Raw genomic sequence first — 18,846 nt, forward strand, 5'->3', positions numbered from 1 at the left:
CTTTCGCGGCGACAGTCCCGGCCTGTTCAAATCGACCGTGAGGATTGGCCATGTGTGACGACGATATCCACCCGGGCCTGATCCACGATCCCACCGTCTCCCGCCGCGCCTTCGGTCTGATGACCGTGATTGCCGCCGGGATCGGCGGCGCGGCCCACGCGGGCGCGCCGGTCGTGGAGAAGGACGTCGAGATCAAGACGCCTGACGGCGTGGCGGACGCCGCTCTGTACCACCCCGAGGGCAAGGGCTCGTGGCCGGCCGTGGTGGTCTGGCCCGACGTAATCAGCCTCCGGCCGGCCTTCCGCGAGATGGGCCGCCGGCTGGCGTCCTCAGGTTATGTGGTGCTGGTTCCAAACCTTTATTACCGGGTCAAGAAGGCGCCAGTGGTCGAGAGCGGCTTCAACTTCGCCAGTCCCGAAGATCGCGCCAAGATCACGCCGATGCGGGCCACCGTCACGCCGGAAGGCACCGAGCGCGACGCCAAGGCCTATATCGCCTTCCTCGACGGCCTCAAGCAGACCAACAAGAAGAAAAAGGTCGGAACCCAGGGCTATTGCATGGGCGGCCCCCTGGCCTTCCGGACGGCCGGAACCGTTCCGGGCCGCGTCGGCGCGGTGGCCAGCTTCCATGGCGGCGGACTGGTCACCGAAGCCCCGACCAGCCCGCATCTGACCTTGCCAGTCAGCCGGGCCGAATATCTGATCTGCGTCGCCGAAAACGACGACAAGAAGGATCCGACCGACAAGGAAAAGCTGAAGGTCGCGCTCGACGCCGCCAAGCGGCCGAGCAAGATCGAGGTCTATGAAGGCGCCGCCCACGGTTGGACTGTCAAAGGCAGCCAAGTCTATAACGAGCCCGCCGCCGAAAAGGCCTGGGCTGAGCTCCTCGCGTTGTACAAGCGCAACCTGGGCTGAGGTTGTGGCCGCGCCGTCACCGACGCGGCCACCTTCGCTACTTCAAGGAAACTTCAGCGACCTTGTCGGCGTATCCCTTCTTGGGGTCAGCGCCGAGCAGCATCTTCATGCCCGCCAGCAGGCTGGAGCCGTTGAGCCAGATCTGCGCCCGTTCGGGCTCGAAACGCAGTAGCTGCAGATTCGGATCATCCTTTCCGCCCTCGAACCAAGCGGCGACGAAGGGATTCCAGAGCTTGTCGATCATGGCGCGGTCGTTATGCGCCGTAAGTTCGCCGTGAACCGCCGCGAAGAGGTCGTGACCCTTCGAGGCGAAGTTGAAGAGGCCGCGATGGCTCTCATGCAGGGCTCCGGCCAGGTCGCTGTCGCGCGCGGTGAAGAACCAGATCGGACCATGATCTTCCTTGTCTTCGAACTGTGCGGTCATCGGCTGGCCGAGGCCGTCGTCGACGCCGGCCAGTCCCAGCATTACCGTCATGTCGGACCGCAAGGCCTTCCAGAACTTGGCTTCGATTTCGGTGGTATCGGTCATGGTGTTCTCCCTTGTTGGTAAGGCAACGACAGGGAGAGGGCGCTTGTTCCGTAGCGCAGACACCGTCGAGGTGATCTGACCTCTCTTTGTTATGGTCTGACCTAGACAGCGCTCCGCCGACGCGCCACCTTGCGCGGCGTCGAGATGGGACCGGTAACTTCCGAAGAAATCCGTCCGGCTCCGGGGAGGCCGTCGTCCAATGACCGCACGCACGATCAAAGCCCTGCGCTGGTGGATGATCGGCCTGATTATGTTGGGGGCGATCGTCAACTATCTGACCCGCGCCACCCTGGGTGTCGCGGCTCCGACTGTTCTGGCCGACCTGGACATCAGCGAAAAGGAATATGGCTGGATCACCGGCGCCTTCCAGCTGGGCGTGATGATGCAGCCGCTGTGCGGCTATGTGCTGGACGTCATCGGCCTGAAGACGGGCTTTGCGATCTTCGCCACGGCTTGGTCGCTGATCGCCATGGCCCACGGCTTGGCGTCCAACTGGCCGATGCTGGCGGGCCTACGCGGCCTGTTGGGCCTGGCGGAGGGCTCGGCCAATCCGGCGGGCATGAAGGCCGTCTCGGAGTGGTTCCCGGCCAAGGAGCGCGGCCACGCCGGCGGGGTCTATAATATCGGCGCCTCGTTCGGCTCAATGCTGGCCCCGCCGCTGGTCGCCTGGGCCATCATCTCCTGGAACTGGCGCGCCGCCTTCGTGCTGACCGGGGTTCTGGGCCTGGTCTGGGTGGCGCTGTGGTTAAAATTCTATCAGTCGCCGGACAAGCACAGGAACTTGTCGGACGCCGAGCGCGACTACATCGCCGCCGGCCAGGAATCCCATCTGAGCAGCGACGGCGCCAAGCCCTCGATCTTCAAGGTTCTGCAGCAGCGCAATTTCTGGGGCATCGCCCTTCCCCGCTTCCTGGCCGATCCCACCTGGGGCACCCTTGCCTTCTGGGTGCCGCTATACCTGACCAGCGTCCGGGGCTTCGACCTCAAGCAGATCGCCATGTTCGCCTGGCTGCCATTCGTCGCCGCGGACCTCGGCTGCATGTTCGGCCCGACCATCGCGACCTTCCTGCAGAAACGCGGCGTCAGCTTGATCAACGCCCGTCGCTGGGCCTTCACGGTCGGCGCCCTGATGATGATGGGGATGGCTTTCGTAGGAAAGGTCGAGAGCCCCTATGCCGCCATCGCCCTGCTGTGCCTGGGCGGCTTTGCCCACCAGACCCTGTCGGTGACGGTGATCACCCTGTCGTCGGACCTCTTCAAGCGCAACGAGGTCGCCACCGTCGCCGGCATGGCCGGGACCATGGGCAATCTGGGCGTGCTGATCTTCTCCCTGCTGATCGGCGGCCTGGTCGCCACGGTCGGCTACGACCCGTTCTTTGTCGCGCTCGGCGTGCTCGACCTGCTGGGCGCGGTGCTGCTGTGGACCCTGGTCCGCGACCGCCCAGCTCCGACGCCCGCCCCAGCTTCGCCCATCACGGTCTAGACGATGATCCGCAATCCGATCCTGCCGGGCTTCAATCCCGACCCGTCCATCGTGCGAGTGGGCGAGGACTATTACATCGCCACCTCGACCTTCGAGTGGTTTCCCGGCGTGCAGATCCACCACTCGCGAGACCTGGTGAACTGGCGGCTGATCACCCGGCCGCTGAACCGGGCCAGCCAGTTAAACATGCTGGGCGCACAGGACTCGTGCGGGGTCTGGGCGCCGTGCCTGACCTATGCCGACGGCGTGTTCCACCTGATCTATACCGACGTGAAGCGCTATGGCCGCACCACGGTGGGCGGGGCGTCGGGCGCGTCCCTGCGCGATTTCCACAACTACCTGGTGACCTGCGAGACCATCGACGGCGAGTGGTCCGACCCGGTGTTCCTCAACAGCAGCGGCTTCGACCCTTCGCTGTTCCACGACGACGACGGCCACAAGTGGCTGGTCAACATGCTGTGGGACCACCGCCCCGGCCGCAATCGCTTCGCCGGCATCGTGATGCAGGAATATTCGCCAGAAGCTCGATCCCTGATCGGCGACCGGCAGGTGATCTTCGAGGGCACCCCGTTGGGCCTGACCGAGGCGCCGCATCTCTACAAGCGGGGCGGCTGGTATTATCTGATCACCGCCGAGGGTGGCACGGGCTGGAACCACGCGGTCACCATGGCCCGATCTCGGAACCTCGCTGGTCCCTACGAGCTGCACCCCGACACCTACATCCTCAGCTCCCGCACCCGTCCGGACGCCCCGCTGCAACGCGCCGGCCATGCTGATCTGGTCGAGACGCCCGACGGCCAGACCTGGGCCGTCTATCTCTGCGGCCGCCCCCTGCCCAACCGGGGCCGCTGCGTGATGGGCCGCGAGACGGCGATCCAGCCAATGGTCTGGGGCGATGACGGCTGGCTGCGCACCGTCGATGGCCAGGGCGTTCCCAGCCAGACAGCGCCGGCGCCCGACCTGCCGCCGCACCCGTTCCCCATGACGCCCGTTCGGTCTGACTTCGATGAGCCGAGCCTGCCCATCGACTTCCAGTGGTTGCGCTCGCCGTATCCGGACGAACTGTTCAATCTAACCGCCCGTCCCGGCTGGCTACGCCTGCATGGCCGCGAGACCCTCGGCAGCCAGTTTCGTCAGGCCCTGGTCGCCCGTCGTCAGCAGACCTTCTGCTACAGCGCAGCCACCCTGATGGATTTCGAGCCGGCCCACTTCCAGCAGGCGGCGGGTCTGGTCTGTTACTACGGCGGCTCCAAGTTTCACTATCTGCACGTCACCCATGACGAGGACCACGGCCGTCACCTGCGGGTAATGTCGGCCCTGCCGGACTCGCCCCAGGCCGACGCCTTCACCGCGCCGGTCCCACTGCCGGCCGGACCGATCCATCTACGGGTCGAGGTCGACTATGAGCGCCTGCGCTTCGCCTGGAGCCTGGAGGGCCGCGACTGGACTTGGCTGCCCCAGACCTTCGACGCCAGCATCCTGTCGGACGAAGCGACCAACCCCGGCGCGCCCAACTTTACCGGCGCCTTCGTCGGCGTGGCCTGCCAGGACATGGCGGGCACAATGAAGCCGGCTGACTTCGACTGGTTCGACTATCGCGAGCGCGACTATCGGCCCGACCCGACCATGAGGGAGCACCCATGACCCGCATCACCCGCCGCACCTTAGGCCTGGCAGCCGCTCTTGCCTTGACGCTGAGCGTCGCCGCTCACGCGGAAGGTCGCTGGATCGGAACCTGGGCCAGCGCTCAGCAGGTCCCGGAAGAGCGCAACGCCCTGCCCGCCGACGCCCTGAACGACGCCACCCTGCGCCAGATCGTGCGCCTGACGGCTGGCGGTGAGCGTCTGCGGGTGCGGATCTCCAACGCCTTCGGCACGACGCCCCTGCGTGTCACTGCCGCCCGGGTGGCTCGCCCGCTGTCGAACGAGGCGCCGGCCATAGACCCCGCCACCGACCGCACCGTGACCTTTGCGGGAAAGGCCGAGGTCACCGTGCCGGCGGGCGCGGAGTATCTGTCCGACCCTATCGCCCTTAAGGCCGCGCCGCTGTCGGACCTTGCCGTCACGCTCCACATCGACGAGGCTCCGGCCGTCCAGACCAGCCACCCCGGCTCGCGGGCGACCTCCTACTTCGTCAAGGGCAACAAGGTCTCGGCCGCCGATCTGCCGGGCGCCCAGAAGACCGATCACTGGTTCCAGCTGTCCGGCGTGGAGGTCGAGGCCGGCAAGGGCGCGGGCGCGATCGCCCTGATCGGCGACTCGATCACCGACGGCTACGGCGTCAAACCCAATACCAACCTGCGCTGGCCCGACGCCTTCGCGGCTCGGCTGCAGGCCAATCCCAAGACCCGCAAGCTGGGCGTTCTGAACCTGGGGATCGGCGGCAATCGCGTCCTGCTGGACGGCCTGGGTCCAAACGCCGCGGCCCGCTTTGATCGCGACGTGCTGATGCAGGGCGGCGTGACCCACGTGCTGATCCTGGAAGGCGTCAATGATCTGGGCGTGCTGACCCGCGACCAGCCGGTCACGCCCGACAAGCACGCAGCCCTCATCGCCGAGGTGACCACCGCCTACGCCCAGATGGTCCACAAGGCTCGGGTCCGAGGCATCAAGGCTATCGGCGCGACCATCATGCCGTACGGAACGTCCGCCTATTACCATCCCGACGCCCTTAACGAGCACGACCGCGCGGCCATCAACGCCTGGATCCGCGCGCCCGGCAACTTTGACGCGGTCGTCGATATGGACAAGATCATGCGCGATCCGGCTAACCCCAACCGTCTGGCCCCGGCCTACGATTCCGGCGACGGTCTGCATCCCTCGATGGACGGCTATAGTTTCATGGCCCAGTCCATTCCACTGGAGCTCTTCGCCCGATGAAACTGCGCGCCCTGCTCGCCGCCTGCCTGACCGCCCTGCCCGTCGCTGCGAACGCGTCGGACATCAAGATGGCGATCACGGTCGACGATCTGCCAGCCCATAGCGCTCTGCCGACCGGCGAGACCCGCGTCAGCGTCGCCAAGGATTTCCTGGCCGCCCTGAAGGACGCCAAGACCGCGCCGGTGTATGGCTTCATCAACGGCGTCCAGACCGAGCGCGAGCCTGGCTCGGCCGAGGTGCTGAAGATCTGGCGCGCGGCCGGCCACCCGCTGGGCAATCATGGCTGGGCGCACCTGAACCTGGCTCAGATCGACGTCGCGACCTTCGAGGCGGAACTGACCCGCAACGAGCCGTTGCTGAAGAGCCTCGCCGCCGGATCGGCCTGGCGCTGGTTCCGCTTCCCCTTCCTCAGCGAGGGCGAGACGCCCAAGAAGCGCGCCGCCGTGCGAAAGCTGCTGAAGGCGCGCGGCTATCACATCGCCAGCGTGACCATGAGCTTTGGCGACTATGCCTGGAACGAGCCCTACGCCCGCTGCGTGGCCAAGGGCGACCAGAAGGCCATCGCCGACCTAGAAACCAGCTTCCTGAAGGCCGCCGAACTGAGCCTTGCTCATTCGCGCGCCCTGTCTGCGACGCTGCACGGACGGGACATCCCCTATGTGCTGCTGATGCACCTGGGCGCCTTCGACGCCCGCATGGCTCCTCGCCTTCTGGCGCTTTACAGCTCGCTGGGCGTGAGCTTCGTGTCGCTGGAGGAAGCCCAGCGGCATCCGTTCTACGCGGCGGATCTGGCCGCCGCGCCCGCCGCAGCCCCCGTCACCTTCGAAAGCGCCATGACGGCGCGCGGCCTTCCCGTCCCCCCGCTGACGCTGAACCTGGCGGCGCTGGACGGCGTCTGCCGATAGCAAACCACGGCGCGAGGCGCTCAGGCCGCCTTGCTCAGCCGCCAGGGGTGGGTCGGATAGAAGCGGTCCATCATCCGGTCGATATAGGCCACCAAATTGTCGTGACGCTCGGCTTCGCGACGCAGCGGCGAGTCGAAGAATGAGGTCAGGATTCCGGCCAGCACGCCGAAGGTGATGGCATCGACGCCGGTCGGGTGGTCGGCCATCAGGAACGCCTTCTCACCCAGGATCTCGTCCAGAGCCCGCAGCGACAGCGTGCCGAGCCAGACGATCTCCTCCTGGCTATGCCGCCCCACGCCGACGGCGCGGATATTGGCCGAGACGGCTTCCAGCAGACCCTGCCGCAGGGTCTCGCGCACCTCTTCGGGCGCGCCGTCGAACCAGTGAGCCGGTCCCTTGGCGAAGTTGGCCGGGTCGAGGAAGCGGAAATAGCCTGACGTCCAGCCCAGATGGTTCTCGACCATCCGCTCGATGGCCCAGGCCTCGGCTCGGGCGCGGGACGACAGGCCAGCGTCTAGGTCGATGTCGTACTTCCGCTCGATGTGGGCGCGGATGAAGGTGGAGTCGCTGATCGTCTGGCCGTCATCCTCGATCCACGGTAGTTGGCCCTTGGGCGCGTCCTCGCGGCGGCCGCCCTCCTTGCGATAGGGCAGCCCCGCCATCATCAGCTGGATCTCGGTCTTAGTGACGTAGGGGCTCAGCTCCGGCAGGCCAAAGCCCGCGCCAGTGGCGTACAGGGTGATCATCTCGCATCTCCGTCCAACAGCGCTCGATGGAAACTTGCTACCGCCACCCTACTGACAACATGCTGTCAGCATAGCTCAGCCATGGTGTCCTCATGAGACGTGCCGAACGCCTATTCCAGATCATCCAGATCCTGCGCCGCAGCCATTCGCCGGTCACAGCCGACGCCATCGCCGTCGAGCTTGAGACCTCCAAGCGCAGCGTCTATCGCGACATCGCCGCCCTGATCGGTCAGCGGGCGCCGATCAGGGGCGAAGCCGGGGTTGGCTACGTGCTGGAGGCCGGCTTCGACATGCCGCCGCTGATGCTGACCCCCGACGAGATCGAGGCCGCTGTGCTGGGCGCCCAGTGGGTGGCCGGACGTGGCGACCCCGTTCTGGCCAAGGCAGCCCGCGACCTGATCAGCAAGATCGCCTCGGCCGTGCCCGAACGCTTGCGTCCCTTCGTGCTGGAGCCCGCGACCGGCGCGGCGCCGGCCTGGAACGCCGCGACTGACGGGCTCGACATCGCCCAGGCCCGCGCCTGGATCCATGCCGGTCGCAAGATCCGCCTGGACTATCGCGACGAACAGGGCGCGGTCAGCCAGCGCATCATCTGGCCGGTCACGGTAGGCTATCGCGAGACCGTCCGCATGCTGATTGGCTGGTGCGAGTTGCGCCAGGCCTTCCGCACCTTCCGCACCGATCGCGTGGTCGACGCCGAGTTCCTTGAAGACCGCCACGGCCAGAGGCCGGGTCAGTTGCGCAACCGGTGGCAAAAGCACATCGAGGCCGAACGGGCCGCATGGGCGGGCAAGACCTGCAACTAAACCCCGTGACGCTTCGCGAAAGCCTCGAACAGACCTGGCCAGGCGGCGACCGGCTTGCCGGTGACGAAGCGCAGGCCAAAGCCGTGGCCGCCTTCCTCGAAGACGTGCATCTCGGTCGGGATCGCCTTGGCCTTCAGCGCCGAGAACATCGCCAGGGAATTCTCGACCGGCACCGACTTGTCGTCGGCGGCGTGCAGCAGGAACACCGGCGGCAAGTCTGCACCGACCTGCTTTTCGGGCGAATAGAACGCGATCCGCTCCGGTGTCGGATTGGCCCCGAGCAGTTGCTTGCGCGACCCGCCGTGCATCGACGCCGGGTCCATGGTGATCACCGGATAGACCAGGGCCGACAGGTTTGGCCGGGCCGAAAGATCATCGGCGGCGTCGGTGCGCTCATAGACCTTGGCGGTGAAGCGCGTGGTCAGGCTGGCGGCGACGTGCCCGCCGGCCGAGAAGCCCATGATGGCCAAACGCTCGGGGCTGAAGCCCATGGCGGCGGCGCGGGAGCGGATCAGACGCAGGCCGCGCTGGGCGTCCTGCAGCGGCGCGTCGGGACCGGCCGCCCAGCCGTCTCCGGGCAGGCGATAGAACAGGACAAAACAGGTGTAGCCGCGATCGGCCAGCCAGCGGGCGGTCTCATAGCCCTCCTTGTCCAGCACCACACGCTCATAACCGCCGCCGGGGATCAGCATGACGGCCGCGCCGTTCGGGGTCCTGGGGCGGAACACCACCAGGGTCGGGTTGCGCGTGTGGGTCAGGGCGCGGTCGCGCAGGCCCTTGGGGTCGCCGCGCTCGATAATGGCCTCGACGGCCGTGACCTTCTCGGCCCCGGGCGGACCCGCCGGCCACAGTTCGATGATCTCGGTGGGATCGGTCATGGGCTGGATCTCCGCTTTGGCCCCCCGCGCCAGGCCTGAGGCCAGCAGGCCGGTGACGAAGGTGGCCAAGGCGCTGCGACGATCGAGCATGGACGAAACCTTCCGGCGAACTGACTGAACTCCCGGCGAACCTTAAGACCCGTCCTGGATTCAGGAAACCGGTTTCCTAACGGTCGGCGAACCGCAGATGGTGCAGAACGACGCCACTGGTGGTGGCGACGTTCAGGGAGTCGAAACCGCCCGCCATCGGAATGCCGATGGATCTGGCGCGGGCCATCAGCGCGGCCGACAGTCCCGGCCCCTCGGCGCCCAGCAGCACGGCCGAGCGCTCCGGCGGCTTCAGCCGGGCCAGGATCTCGGTGGCGGCCGGCGACAGGGCCAGGGCTTCGAAGCCGTGACGCTCCAGCAGATCCGCTGCGTCCTCGCCGCGCGCCAGGCAGGCGGTGGGCACGCTCAGGGTCGCGCCAACCGAGACCCGGATGGCCTTGCGATACAGAGGATCGCAGCAGTCGCTGTCGAGGATCACGCCATCGACGCCGAAGGCGGCGGCGTTGCGGAAGATGCCGCCGATATTGTCATGGTTGGCGATGCCGCACAGCACCAGCACCACCGCCCTGCCCTTCAACGACGCCAGCAGCGTATCGGCGGCCATAGGCTGGGGCTTGCGTCCGACGGCCAGGACGCCGCGATGCAGGTGGAAGCCGGCAACGGCGTCGAGCACGACCTGCTCGACCAGATAGACCGGCGTTTCGTCCGGCAGTCCGGCAAATACTTCGTCCAGCTTGTCGCAGCGCTTGGGGTCGATCAGCAGCGAGACCACCCGCTCTGGCGCATCGCGGACGAAGGCCCGCAGCACCGTCTCGCCCTCGGCGATGAACAGGCCCTGCCGGCCGACCAGATCGCGCTCGCGGATGTCGCGATAGGCCGCGACGCGCGGATCGTCCGGATCGGTGACGGTGATGAACTGCGGCACGGCGGTCTTCCGAAGGGCTTACCGCACGCCTCGTATCGGCAGGATGGCCAGACCGCCAGCCATGGCGAGCGCGGCGGCGACCAGGAAGAAGGCCTGGAAGTCCAGGTGAGTGGGACCAAGCGCCCAGAAGGCCAGCGCCGGAGCCAGGGCCTGAGGCAGGGTGTTGGCCAGGTTCAGCACGCCCAGATCCTTTCCGGCGTCGCGCTGGGACGGCAGCACCTGCGTCACCAGGGCGATGTCGACGGCGTAGAAGCAGCCAGCGCCGCAGCCCAGCAGCAGATAGGTCGCGATCATCACTGGCCAGCTTGGCGTCAGCGAGAAGATCAGCATGGCCATGGCGATGGTCAGGGCCGCGCCGGATGCAAAGAGTTTCCGGCGCTTCAGACGGTCGGACAACATGCCGCCGAGCAGGGCGAAGGCGACGTTCGACACCGTCGCGACCGTGGTCAGGATCGCGAGCCCTTCTTCGGCCTTGTGGCCGGGAAACAGTCGCGAATAGCCCAGCACGTCCTGCAGGAAGTACAGCATGTAGCACTGCACGAGACTCAGGGCGACCAGCACCAGGAACCGTCCCAGCCAGGCGAAGGCGAAGTCGGGGTGCTTGCGGGGGTCAACCCAGAGGCCGGCGATGAACGCGCCCAGCTTGAACGGCGGACGCGCGTCGCGAGCCAGCGGCTTGTCGTCCAGTTTCAACACGAACGGAGCCAGGGTGATCAGCAACACCAGAACGATGGCGATGTAGCGGGTGAACTCGGTAACCAGCAGCCCGCCGATCAGAACCGCCCCGGCCATGGTGCCGATCGGATTGCCAAGACTAAGGAAAGCGGCCACGCGGCCCTTCTGGGCGTCAGGCACGCGGTCGGGCAGCACCGCCACCAGCGCTGAAAACATCAGGTTGAACATCAGCTGGAAGAGAACGATGCCGCCGATAAGAGCCATCGGCGTCCTGGCGGTCATGATCACCAGATAGGCCCCGGCCGCGCCCAGCGAGCCGACCACCATCCAGGGGCGGCGCCGGCCAAAGCGTGAGGTAGTGCGGTCGCTGATCGCCCCGGCCAGCAGGTTGGCGACGCTGGCCACCAGAGCGCCGTAGAACGCCACCTGGCTGAGCAGCAGCGCTTTGTTCGCGGGATCGATCGCCTCGGCCTTCAGGGGCAGCAGCACCTGGAACAGCGGCATGAAGCTGACGAAGGCGCCGATCTGGGCCAGGGTGTAGGCGGCAATGAAACTGGCTTTGACCGGCGTGGCCGGCCGGGCTTCGTCGCTCGGCGACATGGGCTCTCCCCTCGCGCGGTCTGCGCCGCGTCTGGCGCGAGACTGGCCTTCCGGGTCGACCGACACAAGGCCGCCCGCGCCGCATTCGCAGATGCCGTTGAACCGGCGTGAATTTTTCTCGCAGCAAGCGTCGCTTGCGCCACGATAAATGCTCTAGGCTGCGCTCATGCATTTGAGTCTCGTCCGACACGACTTGGCGGTTCCATGGCCTCGGTAACGATCTACGACGTCGCCGCGCGGGCTGGCGTCTCCATCAAGACCGTTTCCCGGGTCATGAACAAAGAGCCCAATGTGCGGCCCGCCATGCGCGACCGCGTGCTCGAAGCGGCTGGCGCCCTCGACTACAGCCCCAACCTGTCAGCCCGCAGTCTGGCTGGATCGCGTTCGTTCGTGATCGCCGTCTTCGTCGACGCCGCCCTGACGATCGACCATTGGAAAAGCGAGCGCGGCGCCGACTATCTCAGCCGCATCCAGCTGGGCGCGACCTTGCAGTGCCGCGACGCCGGTTATCACCTGCTGATCGAGCTGATCGACCACGACGCGCCGCGGGTTCGCCAGGAAGTCGCCGCCCTGCTGGCGGCCCTCAAACCCGACGGCGTCATCCTGACCCCGCCCAGCTCCGACAACGAGACCGTCCTGGGCCTGCTCGACAAGGCCGGCACGCCCTATGTGCGCCTCGGCCCCGAACGCCCGGACGGCGGCGGTCCGCGCGTGCACATGGACGACTTCGCCGCCGCCCGCGACATGACCCAGCACTTAGCGAGCCTGGGTCACCGCCGTATCGGCTTCATCGTCGGCGAGCCGCGCTACGGCGCCAGTCAGGCGCGTCGCAGCGGCTTTCTGGACGCCATGAAGCAGCTGAACCTGCCCGTCGCCGACAGCTGGGTGCGGCAAGGCGACTTCACCTTCCAGTCAGGTCTGGAGCAGGCCAAGGCCATGCTAAGTCTGCCCGAGCGGCCGACCGCGATCTTCGCCAGCAACGACGACATGGCGCTAGGCTGCCTGGCCGCAGCCGCCGAGGCTGGCCTGATGGTCCCCGGCGAAGTGTCGGTGGCGGGTTTCGACGACAGCCCCAGCGCCCGTTTCAGCCGCCCGCAACTGACCACGGTGCGCCAGCCGGTCGTCGAGATGGCCTCGCTGGCCACGCGCCTGCTGATTTCCGGCGAGATCAAGGGCTCAGCGTCGAAGGGCGAGCCGCTGGATGAGCTTCTGCCCTTCGAACTTATCCACAGGGCCTCGACGGCCCCGCCGCTCGCGCCCTAATCAGCGACCCGGGCGGGCAAAGGCCGCGACCCGGGCGCGCGCCGCATGCACCGGGTTCTCGGCCGGGGCCAGTTCGGCATGGCTTTGGCCGCCGATGCGGAACGCGCCGACGCGGTTGGCCAGATCCGCCGCCTCGACACGCAGCGCCTGGGTGGACTCGCTGGACTGCTGCACCATGACGGCGTTGCGCTGGGTGACCTGATCCAGCTGATTGACGGCCGTATTGACTTGGCTCAGTGCCGAGGCCTGCTCATTGGCCGAGGCGGCGATCGCATTGATCAGGCCGTCAATGCCCCCCACCTTCTCGACGATACCGCGCAAGGCCGCGCCCGTCTGGCCGACCAGATCGACACCCTCGCTAACCTGCCGACTGGATTCGGCGATGAGGGCCTTGATCTCCTTGGCCGCGTCGGCCGAGCGCTGGGCCAGGGCCCGCACTTCCTGGGCGACGACGGCAAAACCCCGACCCGCATCGCCGGCCCGGGCGGCTTCCACGCCGGCGTTAAGCGCCAGCAGATTAGTCTGGAAGGCGATCTCGTCGATCACGCCCAGGATCTGGGAGACCTGGTTGGACGAGCCTTCGATCTTGGTCATGGCCTCTGCGGCGCGGGTGACCACGGCGCCGGAGCGTTCGGCCTCTGCGCTGGCTTCGCCGACCCGCAGAGAAACCTCGCGGGCGCTGAGCGCGGTCTTGCCGACCGTCGCAGTAAGCTGATCCACGGCCGCGGCGGTCTGTTCCAGGGTGGCGGCCTGTTGCTCTGTGCGCTGGGCCAGATCGTCGGCGTTGCGCGCGATGTCGTCCGCGCCTGCGCGGATGCCCGAAGTAGCGCGCTCCACCGCCTTCATGGCCTCGCCAAGCGCGGCGGCCGCGTTATCGAAATCGGTCTTCAGCGACTGGAATTCGAGCGCCAGACCGCTGTCGACCCGCGCCGACAGATCGCCGGCCGCCAGACGCGACAGCGCCTCGCCGATAGCCTTCACCGCCTGGGCCTGGGCCTGCTCAGCCGCGTCGCGTTCGGCCTGCAGCGCCGCGCGCTCCTCTTCGATGTGGGTCAGATAGCTGGAGATCGCCAGCTCCATGTCGAGGAACACAGCCTTGTTCAGCGCCACCACGCTGTCGGCCAGATCGGCGTCGGACTTGGCATTGGCGAACAGGGTCTTGGCGCGCTTGCCGATGACGGCCCGGACCAGTTCCTCGGAGACCACCGCATAGCCGCCCATGTACCAGCGCGGCTCGAGCCCTACGTCCACATGGGCGCGGCCGATACGTTCGACGTCGCCAACATAGTCGGGTCCGTAGTCGGCCGTGGCCAAGCGACGCCAGTGATCGGCCTGGGCGCGTTCGGCAGAAGCCATGTGGCCTTCGTCGCGGAACTTGCCGCGCGCTTCAGGGAAAGCGCGGACCTGGCCATAGAACTTGGCCAGGGCGTCGGAGATTTCGGAATCGATCAGCGGCTTCAGGCCCCGCAGGGCGACGCGGTCGCGCTCGTCGAAGCGCATGAACGACATGCGCTGGTCTAATTTGGGGTTCGCGCTCATGCCATTGGCTCCGACTCGGAAGTTACGGCATCAGACGTGGACGTAATTTGTTAACCACAATTGAAGCCTGCCGCGAAAGGCGCACATGTCGCAGCCCTTCGGCTGCGGCGCGAGCCTTCGTGGAAACCTATCTACGGTGGAAACAAGCTGCGCTTTGACGCGTTAGGGCTATTCAGGTCATTTGCTAGGCTTGAGCTGACCGACAAGGACCTGATTGAATCCATGCCCGTTCCCGCGGACTTCACCTTAGACGAGACGGACGGCAAGAGCACCGTCGTGTTGTCGGGGGACTGGACCGCACGCGGTCTGTTCGACGCTGCAGGCCGGCTGGCCGAAGCCCTGACGGCGTCGGAAGGCGTTTGTCTGGACCTCAGCAACGTCAATCGCTGCGACACGGCCGGCGCCTACGCCATCATCCGGGCGGCCGACGGGCGCAAGTCGGCAGGCGTGATCAAGGCTCGCAAGGAAACCCTTCGCCTGCTTGAGCTGGTCGGCAGCGCGGTTCAGGTCGAACCCGAGGTTACGCCGCGGCCGAAGGGGTTTCCTGCTCTGCTCGAACGTATCGGACGGGGCATGTTCGGCCTGGGCCGCGACGGTTACGGCACGCTGGTCTTTCTGGGTCACTTGCTGACGGCCATCGGTCGCTGCCTCGTGAATCCGAGCCGCATACGCTGGGCGCCGATCATTTCGCTGGCCGAACGCGCGGGCCTGGACGCCATGCCGATCGTGGCGACGACCACCTTCTTCATCGGCGCTGTCGTGGCCCTTCTGGGCGCCAACATGCTCATCGAGTTCGGCGCCCAGGTCTATTCAGTCGAACTGATCGGCGTCTCGATACTGCGCGAGTTCAACATCCTGATCACCGCCATCCTGCTGGCCGGCCGCTCGGCCTCCAGTTTCGCGGCCGAGATCGGCTCGATGAAGATGAACCAGGAGATCGACGCCATGCAGGTCATGGGGGTCGACCCCTATGAGGCCCTGGTCCTGCCCCGGTTCGCCGCCCTGTTGCTGACCATCCCGCTGCTGACCTTCATCGCCACCCTCGCGGGTCTTGCAGGCGGCATGCTGGTGGTTTGGGTGGTGCTTGACCTGTCGCCCGGCTTCTTCCTGCAGCGCATTGTCGATAATGTGGGAGCGGTCCATTTCTGGATCGGCATGTCCAAGGCGCCCGTGATGGCCGCAGTCATCGCCGCCATCGGCTGCCGGCAGGGCATGGAGGTCGGCAACGATGTGGAGTCCCTGGGTCGCCGCGTCACCGCCGCCGTGGTCCACGCCATCTTCGCGATCATACTGATCGATGCGATCTTTGCTCTGCTCTATATGAAGCTCGACATATGACCGTCGCCCCCCCAACTCTCGAGGCCTCGCCCGAGGCCGATGACGAGGCCCGGCCCATCCTAATCGAAGGGCTGGTGTCCCGCTTTGGCGACGCCGTCATCCACGATGGCCTCGACCTGACAGTCCAGCGCGGCGAAGTGCTGGGCGTGGTCGGTGGTTCGGGCTCGGGAAAGTCGGTTCTGCTCAACAGCATCATCGGATTGAAGGCCCCGGACGAAGGTACGGTCAAGCTGTTCGGCCACGACATGCGCACCGCCAATCGCCGTCGTTGGACCTCGGTCGAGCGTCGCTGGGGCGTGCTCTTCCAGCAAGGCGCCCTGTTTTCGAACCTGACGGTGCGCGAGAACGTCGCCGCGCCGCTGTTTGAGCACACCAAACTGCCCAAGCGCGAGATCCAAGAACTGGCCGATCTGAAAATCGCCCTGTCCGGCCTGCCCGCGCGCGCAGCGGATCTGAAGCCGGCCGAGCTTTCCGGCGGCATGCGCAAGCGCGCCGGCCTGGCGCGGGCGCTGGCGCTCGATCCCGAGCTGCTGTTCCTGGACGAACCGACCGCTGGTCTGGATCCGATCGGCGCGGCCGCCTTCGACGAACTTATCAAGGATCTGTCCGATAGCCTCGACCTTACGGTGTTCATGATTACTCACGACCTGGACAGCCTCTACGCGATCACCGATCGCGTCGCCGTCATCGCCGACAAGAAGGTGGTGGCGCTCGCTCCGGTGCAGGAGCTCGAACACTCCGACCATCCGTGGATCAAGGAATACTTCCTGGGACCGCGCGGCCGCGCGGCGGGCGGCAAGACGGCTTCGGCCCAGACGACTCTGACGAGGACCAGCTGATGGAAAGAAACGCCAACTACGCCCTGGTCGGCGCGGTGACCCTGTTCCTGTTCATGGGACTGGTGGTCTTTGTCGTCTGGCTGGCCAAGCTGAGCTTCAATCAGGAATACGACCAGTACGACATCCTGTTCGTCGGGCCGGTGCGCGGCCTGTCGGAAGGCGGCGAGGTGCATTTCAACGGCATCAAGGTCGGCGAGGTCACCAAGATCGCTCTCGACAAGAGCGACCCCAACCGCGTCATCGCCCGGGCGCGCGTCACCTCGGATGTGCCGATCAAGACCGACAGCTACGCCACCCTGGAGCCGCAAGGCATCACCGGCGTGAATTATGTGCAGATCACCGCCGGCACGCCCGCCAAGACGCTGCTGAAGGAAACAGTACCGAACGGCCGGGTTCCGGTGATCCGCAGCCAGCGCAGCGCCCTTTCCGACCTGCTGGAAGGCGGCGGCACGGTGCTGACCCGCACCATCGAAGCCCTGGACCGCGTCAACCGCGTGCTGGCCGACGACAACATCAAGACCTTCAGCGCAGCCATTGACGACATTCAGGCCGTCACGGCCGAGGCGCGCGAGCGCAAGGCGATCATCGCCGACGCCCAGAAGGCGCTGCAGAGCATCGACGCTACGGCCCAGTCGATTACGGACCTGTCCAAGTCGACCGAGAGCATCGTGAATGGCGACGCCAAGCGCTCGCTCAGCCAACTGGCGGACGCGGCGACCGAACTGAAAGGCGCCGCAACGGACGCCCGCAGCATGATCTCGAAGCTGGAGGGTCCGACCAGCGACTTCGCCGCCACGGGCTTGCCGCAGCTGTCGTCCGCCATCGTCACCCTGCAATCGGCGGCCGAGTCCCTCGATCGGCTGGTCGGCGACGTCGAACAAAACCCGCGTGGCCTGGTCGGCAAGTCGCCCGCCAAGGAACTGGAGGTCAAGCCGTGAACCCGATCCGCCTTATCCCGCGGGCGCTCGCCGTCGCGGTGGCCGCCGTGGCCCTGACCGGCTGTATCAGCCTCTTCCCCAAGGCTGACCCGGTGGGGCTTTATCGCTTCGGCGTCGAGCCGGTCCCGGCTGCAAAGGGTCCCGCAGGTGCTCTGTTTGGCGTTATTAAAACACCGACGGTCTTCACCAGGGCGTCGGGCGGCGATCGCCTGTTGACCATCACCAATGGCGAGGCGGCCTATATCGCCAGCGCGCGATGGGTGTCGCCGGCCAGCGTGCTGTTCGACGAAGCCGTCGCCCGCGCCTTCGAGGCCGATCCAGGTCGCGCCCGCCTGATCGGTCGCGGCGAGGTGGCCAAGGCTGACCTAGTGCTGCGTCTGGAAGTGCGTTCGTTCGAGGCGGTCTATGTCGATGGCGCCAAGACCGCGCCGGAAGTGCTGGTGCAGGTGCGCGGCGTGATCAACCGCAACAGCGACCGGGCTCTGGTTGGCGACCGGGTCTTCGAAGCGCGCGTGAAGGCTTCCACTAACAACGTCGGCTCCATCGTCGAGGCCTATGACAGCGCTACAGCCAAGGTGCTGACCGATGTCACCGGCTGGGTCAGCGCGTCGGGCGCGGGCATCGCCAAATAACCTAGAGCATTTTCCGATAAGTGTGAAACGGTTATCGGATCGAAAAATGCTCTAACCCTCTGATTTAGAGCCCTTTTCGCCAGACCCTGATGAAGCCATCAGGTCGGAAAGGGCTCTAGAGGGCGGAGAGCGGCTCGATCACGTCGCCATAACCGGCGTCGGGCTGGATCCGCAGGCCCTGTCCCTCGACCCAAGGCTGGACCGCGACCAGCGGCCGAGCGAGCGACCGAGCGATAGCGTCGGCGGGGCTGGCGCTTTCGGCGAGAAGCTGCAGGTTCATGCGGGTGGGAAAGATCACCTTCCGCGTTCCGGCGGCGGCCATGTCCAGCGCTTGGCCTGGCCCGATCCATTCAGCGTCGACGGCCTCGTGGCCATCGCAGATCGCCTGCTGGGCGCCCGGCGCATGCGCGGCGTAGAACCAGGTGTCGAACCGCTTCGGCATCAGCTCAGGCGTGATCCACCGGGCGAAGATGGTCAGGGCGGCCAGATCCAGCTTCAGCCCCAGGTCTTCCACCACATCGATGAACGGCATGCGGTCCTCGGCCACTGCGGCCCGAACCTCGACCGCCGCCTCTCCCTGGTAGAAGGCGCCTTGGACGTCACGGGCCAACAGGACCCCGGCTTCCTCATAGGCTTCGCGGATGGCTGCGATACGCAGGGCGGGGCCATCCTCTCCGACCGCGTCCCAGCCGGTGGCCAGGTCGCGCCAGCGCGGATCCTCGTCGCCCGCATGACTCTTGCCGCCGGGAAACACGAGAGCCCCGCCGGCGAAGTCGATCTGATGGTGGCGCTTGACCATCAGCACTTCGAAGGCTGGCGTGTCTCGAAGCAGTAGTATGGTAGCGGCCGGGCGGATCAAACCGTGCAGAGACTCTGACATCGCGCAAGATTGGCGCGGTTCCGACGGCT

Annotated in this window: 18 protein-coding genes; 11 read left to right on the forward strand and 7 right to left on the reverse strand. The window is 66.5% G+C overall.

From position 1 onward, the window contains the following. The first annotated feature begins 50 nt into the window (after positions 1-50). A complete protein-coding gene (locus ACP69S_RS00785; protein WP_425993912.1) occupies positions 51-914 on the forward strand; it encodes a dienelactone hydrolase family protein in 864 nt (287 codons plus the stop codon). 37 nt (positions 915-951) lie between these two features. Here ACP69S_RS00785 and ACP69S_RS00790 read toward each other — a convergent pair whose 3' ends face one another. After that, positions 952-1,443, reverse strand: a complete 492-nt coding sequence (locus tag ACP69S_RS00790) for a pyridoxamine 5'-phosphate oxidase family protein (protein ID WP_425993914.1) — start codon at positions 1,441-1,443, stop codon at positions 952-954. Between the two features lie 199 nt (positions 1,444-1,642). Here ACP69S_RS00790 and ACP69S_RS00795 point away from each other — a divergent pair, with 199 nt between their 5' ends. Genes ACP69S_RS00795 through ACP69S_RS00810 form a run of 4 tightly spaced genes read left to right on the forward strand, consistent with a single transcriptional unit; the run spans position 1,643 to position 6,710 of the window. Further along, positions 1,643-2,926, forward strand: a complete 1,284-nt coding sequence (locus ACP69S_RS00795) for an MFS transporter (RefSeq protein WP_425993916.1) — start codon at positions 1,643-1,645, stop codon at positions 2,924-2,926. Between the two features lie 3 nt (positions 2,927-2,929). After that, a complete protein-coding gene (locus tag ACP69S_RS00800; protein WP_425993917.1) occupies positions 2,930-4,570 on the forward strand; it encodes a glycoside hydrolase family 43 protein in 1,641 nt (546 codons plus the stop codon). Further along, positions 4,567-5,805: an SGNH/GDSL hydrolase family protein gene (locus ACP69S_RS00805; RefSeq protein ID WP_425993919.1), complete on the forward strand. Its 1,239-nt coding sequence runs from the start codon at positions 4,567-4,569 to the stop codon at positions 5,803-5,805. Before ACP69S_RS00800 ends, ACP69S_RS00805 begins: the two co-directional genes overlap by 4 nt. Next, positions 5,802-6,710 (forward strand): polysaccharide deacetylase family protein, encoded by a 909-nt coding sequence (locus tag ACP69S_RS00810; RefSeq protein WP_425993921.1) that lies wholly within the window; start codon positions 5,802-5,804, stop codon positions 6,708-6,710. Before ACP69S_RS00805 ends, ACP69S_RS00810 begins: the two co-directional genes overlap by 4 nt. Before the next feature lie 20 nt (positions 6,711-6,730). Here ACP69S_RS00810 and ACP69S_RS00815 read toward each other — a convergent pair whose 3' ends face one another. Beyond that, entirely contained in the window at positions 6,731-7,456 is a 726-nt protein-coding gene (locus ACP69S_RS00815) for a glutathione S-transferase family protein (RefSeq protein WP_425993923.1), read from the reverse strand. Between the two features lie 92 nt (positions 7,457-7,548). Here ACP69S_RS00815 and ACP69S_RS00820 point away from each other — a divergent pair, with 92 nt between their 5' ends. Then, positions 7,549-8,262: a helix-turn-helix transcriptional regulator gene (locus tag ACP69S_RS00820; RefSeq protein ID WP_425993925.1), complete on the forward strand. Its 714-nt coding sequence runs from the start codon at positions 7,549-7,551 to the stop codon at positions 8,260-8,262. Here the strand turns inward: ACP69S_RS00820 and ACP69S_RS00825 are convergent. From ACP69S_RS00825 to ACP69S_RS00835, 3 genes are all read right to left on the reverse strand, one after another. Continuing rightward, a complete protein-coding gene (locus ACP69S_RS00825; RefSeq protein WP_425993927.1) occupies positions 8,259-9,230 on the reverse strand; it encodes an alpha/beta hydrolase in 972 nt (323 codons plus the stop codon). The genes ACP69S_RS00820 and ACP69S_RS00825 overlap by 4 nt on opposite strands. A gap of 76 nt (positions 9,231-9,306) precedes the next feature. Then, positions 9,307-10,113, reverse strand: coding sequence for a TrmH family RNA methyltransferase (locus ACP69S_RS00830; RefSeq protein ID WP_425993929.1), 807 nt, complete (start codon positions 10,111-10,113; stop codon positions 9,307-9,309). An 18-nt stretch (positions 10,114-10,131) separates the two neighbouring features. Further along, complete coding sequence (locus ACP69S_RS00835) at positions 10,132-11,388, reverse strand: MFS transporter (RefSeq protein ID WP_425993931.1); 1,257 nt, start codon at positions 11,386-11,388, stop codon at positions 10,132-10,134. Between the two features lie 204 nt (positions 11,389-11,592). Between ACP69S_RS00835 and ACP69S_RS00840 the strand changes: the two genes are divergently transcribed. Next, positions 11,593-12,651, forward strand: coding sequence for a LacI family DNA-binding transcriptional regulator (locus ACP69S_RS00840; protein ID WP_425993933.1), 1,059 nt, complete (start codon positions 11,593-11,595; stop codon positions 12,649-12,651). On the opposite strand, the gene ACP69S_RS00845 is transcribed toward ACP69S_RS00840, so the two are convergent. Then, the gene (locus ACP69S_RS00845) at positions 12,652-14,190 is read right to left on the reverse strand and encodes a methyl-accepting chemotaxis protein (protein WP_425993935.1); all 1,539 of its coding nucleotides are present in this window, start codon (positions 14,188-14,190) and stop codon (positions 12,652-12,654) included. It abuts the gene before it with no gap. A gap of 222 nt (positions 14,191-14,412) precedes the next feature. Here ACP69S_RS00845 and ACP69S_RS00850 point away from each other — a divergent pair, with 222 nt between their 5' ends. From ACP69S_RS00850 to ACP69S_RS00865, 4 genes are read left to right on the forward strand one after another with little or no spacing between them, the layout of a single operon-like run. Continuing rightward, positions 14,413-15,528 carry an ABC transporter permease gene (locus ACP69S_RS00850; protein WP_425993937.1) on the forward strand — a complete coding sequence of 372 codons (1,116 nt, stop codon included), beginning with the start codon at positions 14,413-14,415 and terminating at the stop codon, positions 15,526-15,528. After that, the gene (locus tag ACP69S_RS00855; protein WP_425993939.1) at positions 15,525-16,367 is read left to right on the forward strand and encodes an ABC transporter ATP-binding protein; all 843 of its coding nucleotides are present in this window, start codon (positions 15,525-15,527) and stop codon (positions 16,365-16,367) included. The genes ACP69S_RS00850 and ACP69S_RS00855 overlap by 4 nt, the downstream gene beginning before the upstream one ends. Then, positions 16,367-17,305: an MlaD family protein gene (locus ACP69S_RS00860; protein WP_425993940.1), complete on the forward strand. Its 939-nt coding sequence runs from the start codon at positions 16,367-16,369 to the stop codon at positions 17,303-17,305. The genes ACP69S_RS00855 and ACP69S_RS00860 overlap by 1 nt, the downstream gene beginning before the upstream one ends. Further along, entirely contained in the window at positions 17,302-17,937 is a 636-nt protein-coding gene (locus ACP69S_RS00865; RefSeq protein WP_425993941.1) for an ABC-type transport auxiliary lipoprotein family protein, read from the forward strand. Before ACP69S_RS00860 ends, ACP69S_RS00865 begins: the two co-directional genes overlap by 4 nt. 115 nt (positions 17,938-18,052) lie before the next feature. Here the strand turns inward: ACP69S_RS00865 and ACP69S_RS00870 are convergent, their stop codons facing one another. Beyond that, the gene (locus ACP69S_RS00870) at positions 18,053-18,817 is read right to left on the reverse strand and encodes an NUDIX hydrolase (RefSeq protein WP_425993942.1); all 765 of its coding nucleotides are present in this window, start codon (positions 18,815-18,817) and stop codon (positions 18,053-18,055) included. Between the last annotated feature and the right edge of the window lie 29 nt (positions 18,818-18,846).

Origin of the sequence: Caulobacter sp. DWR1-3-2b1 (assembly GCF_049895765.1) — a bacterium.
Taxonomy (GTDB): Bacteria; Pseudomonadota; Alphaproteobacteria; order Caulobacterales; family Caulobacteraceae; genus Caulobacter.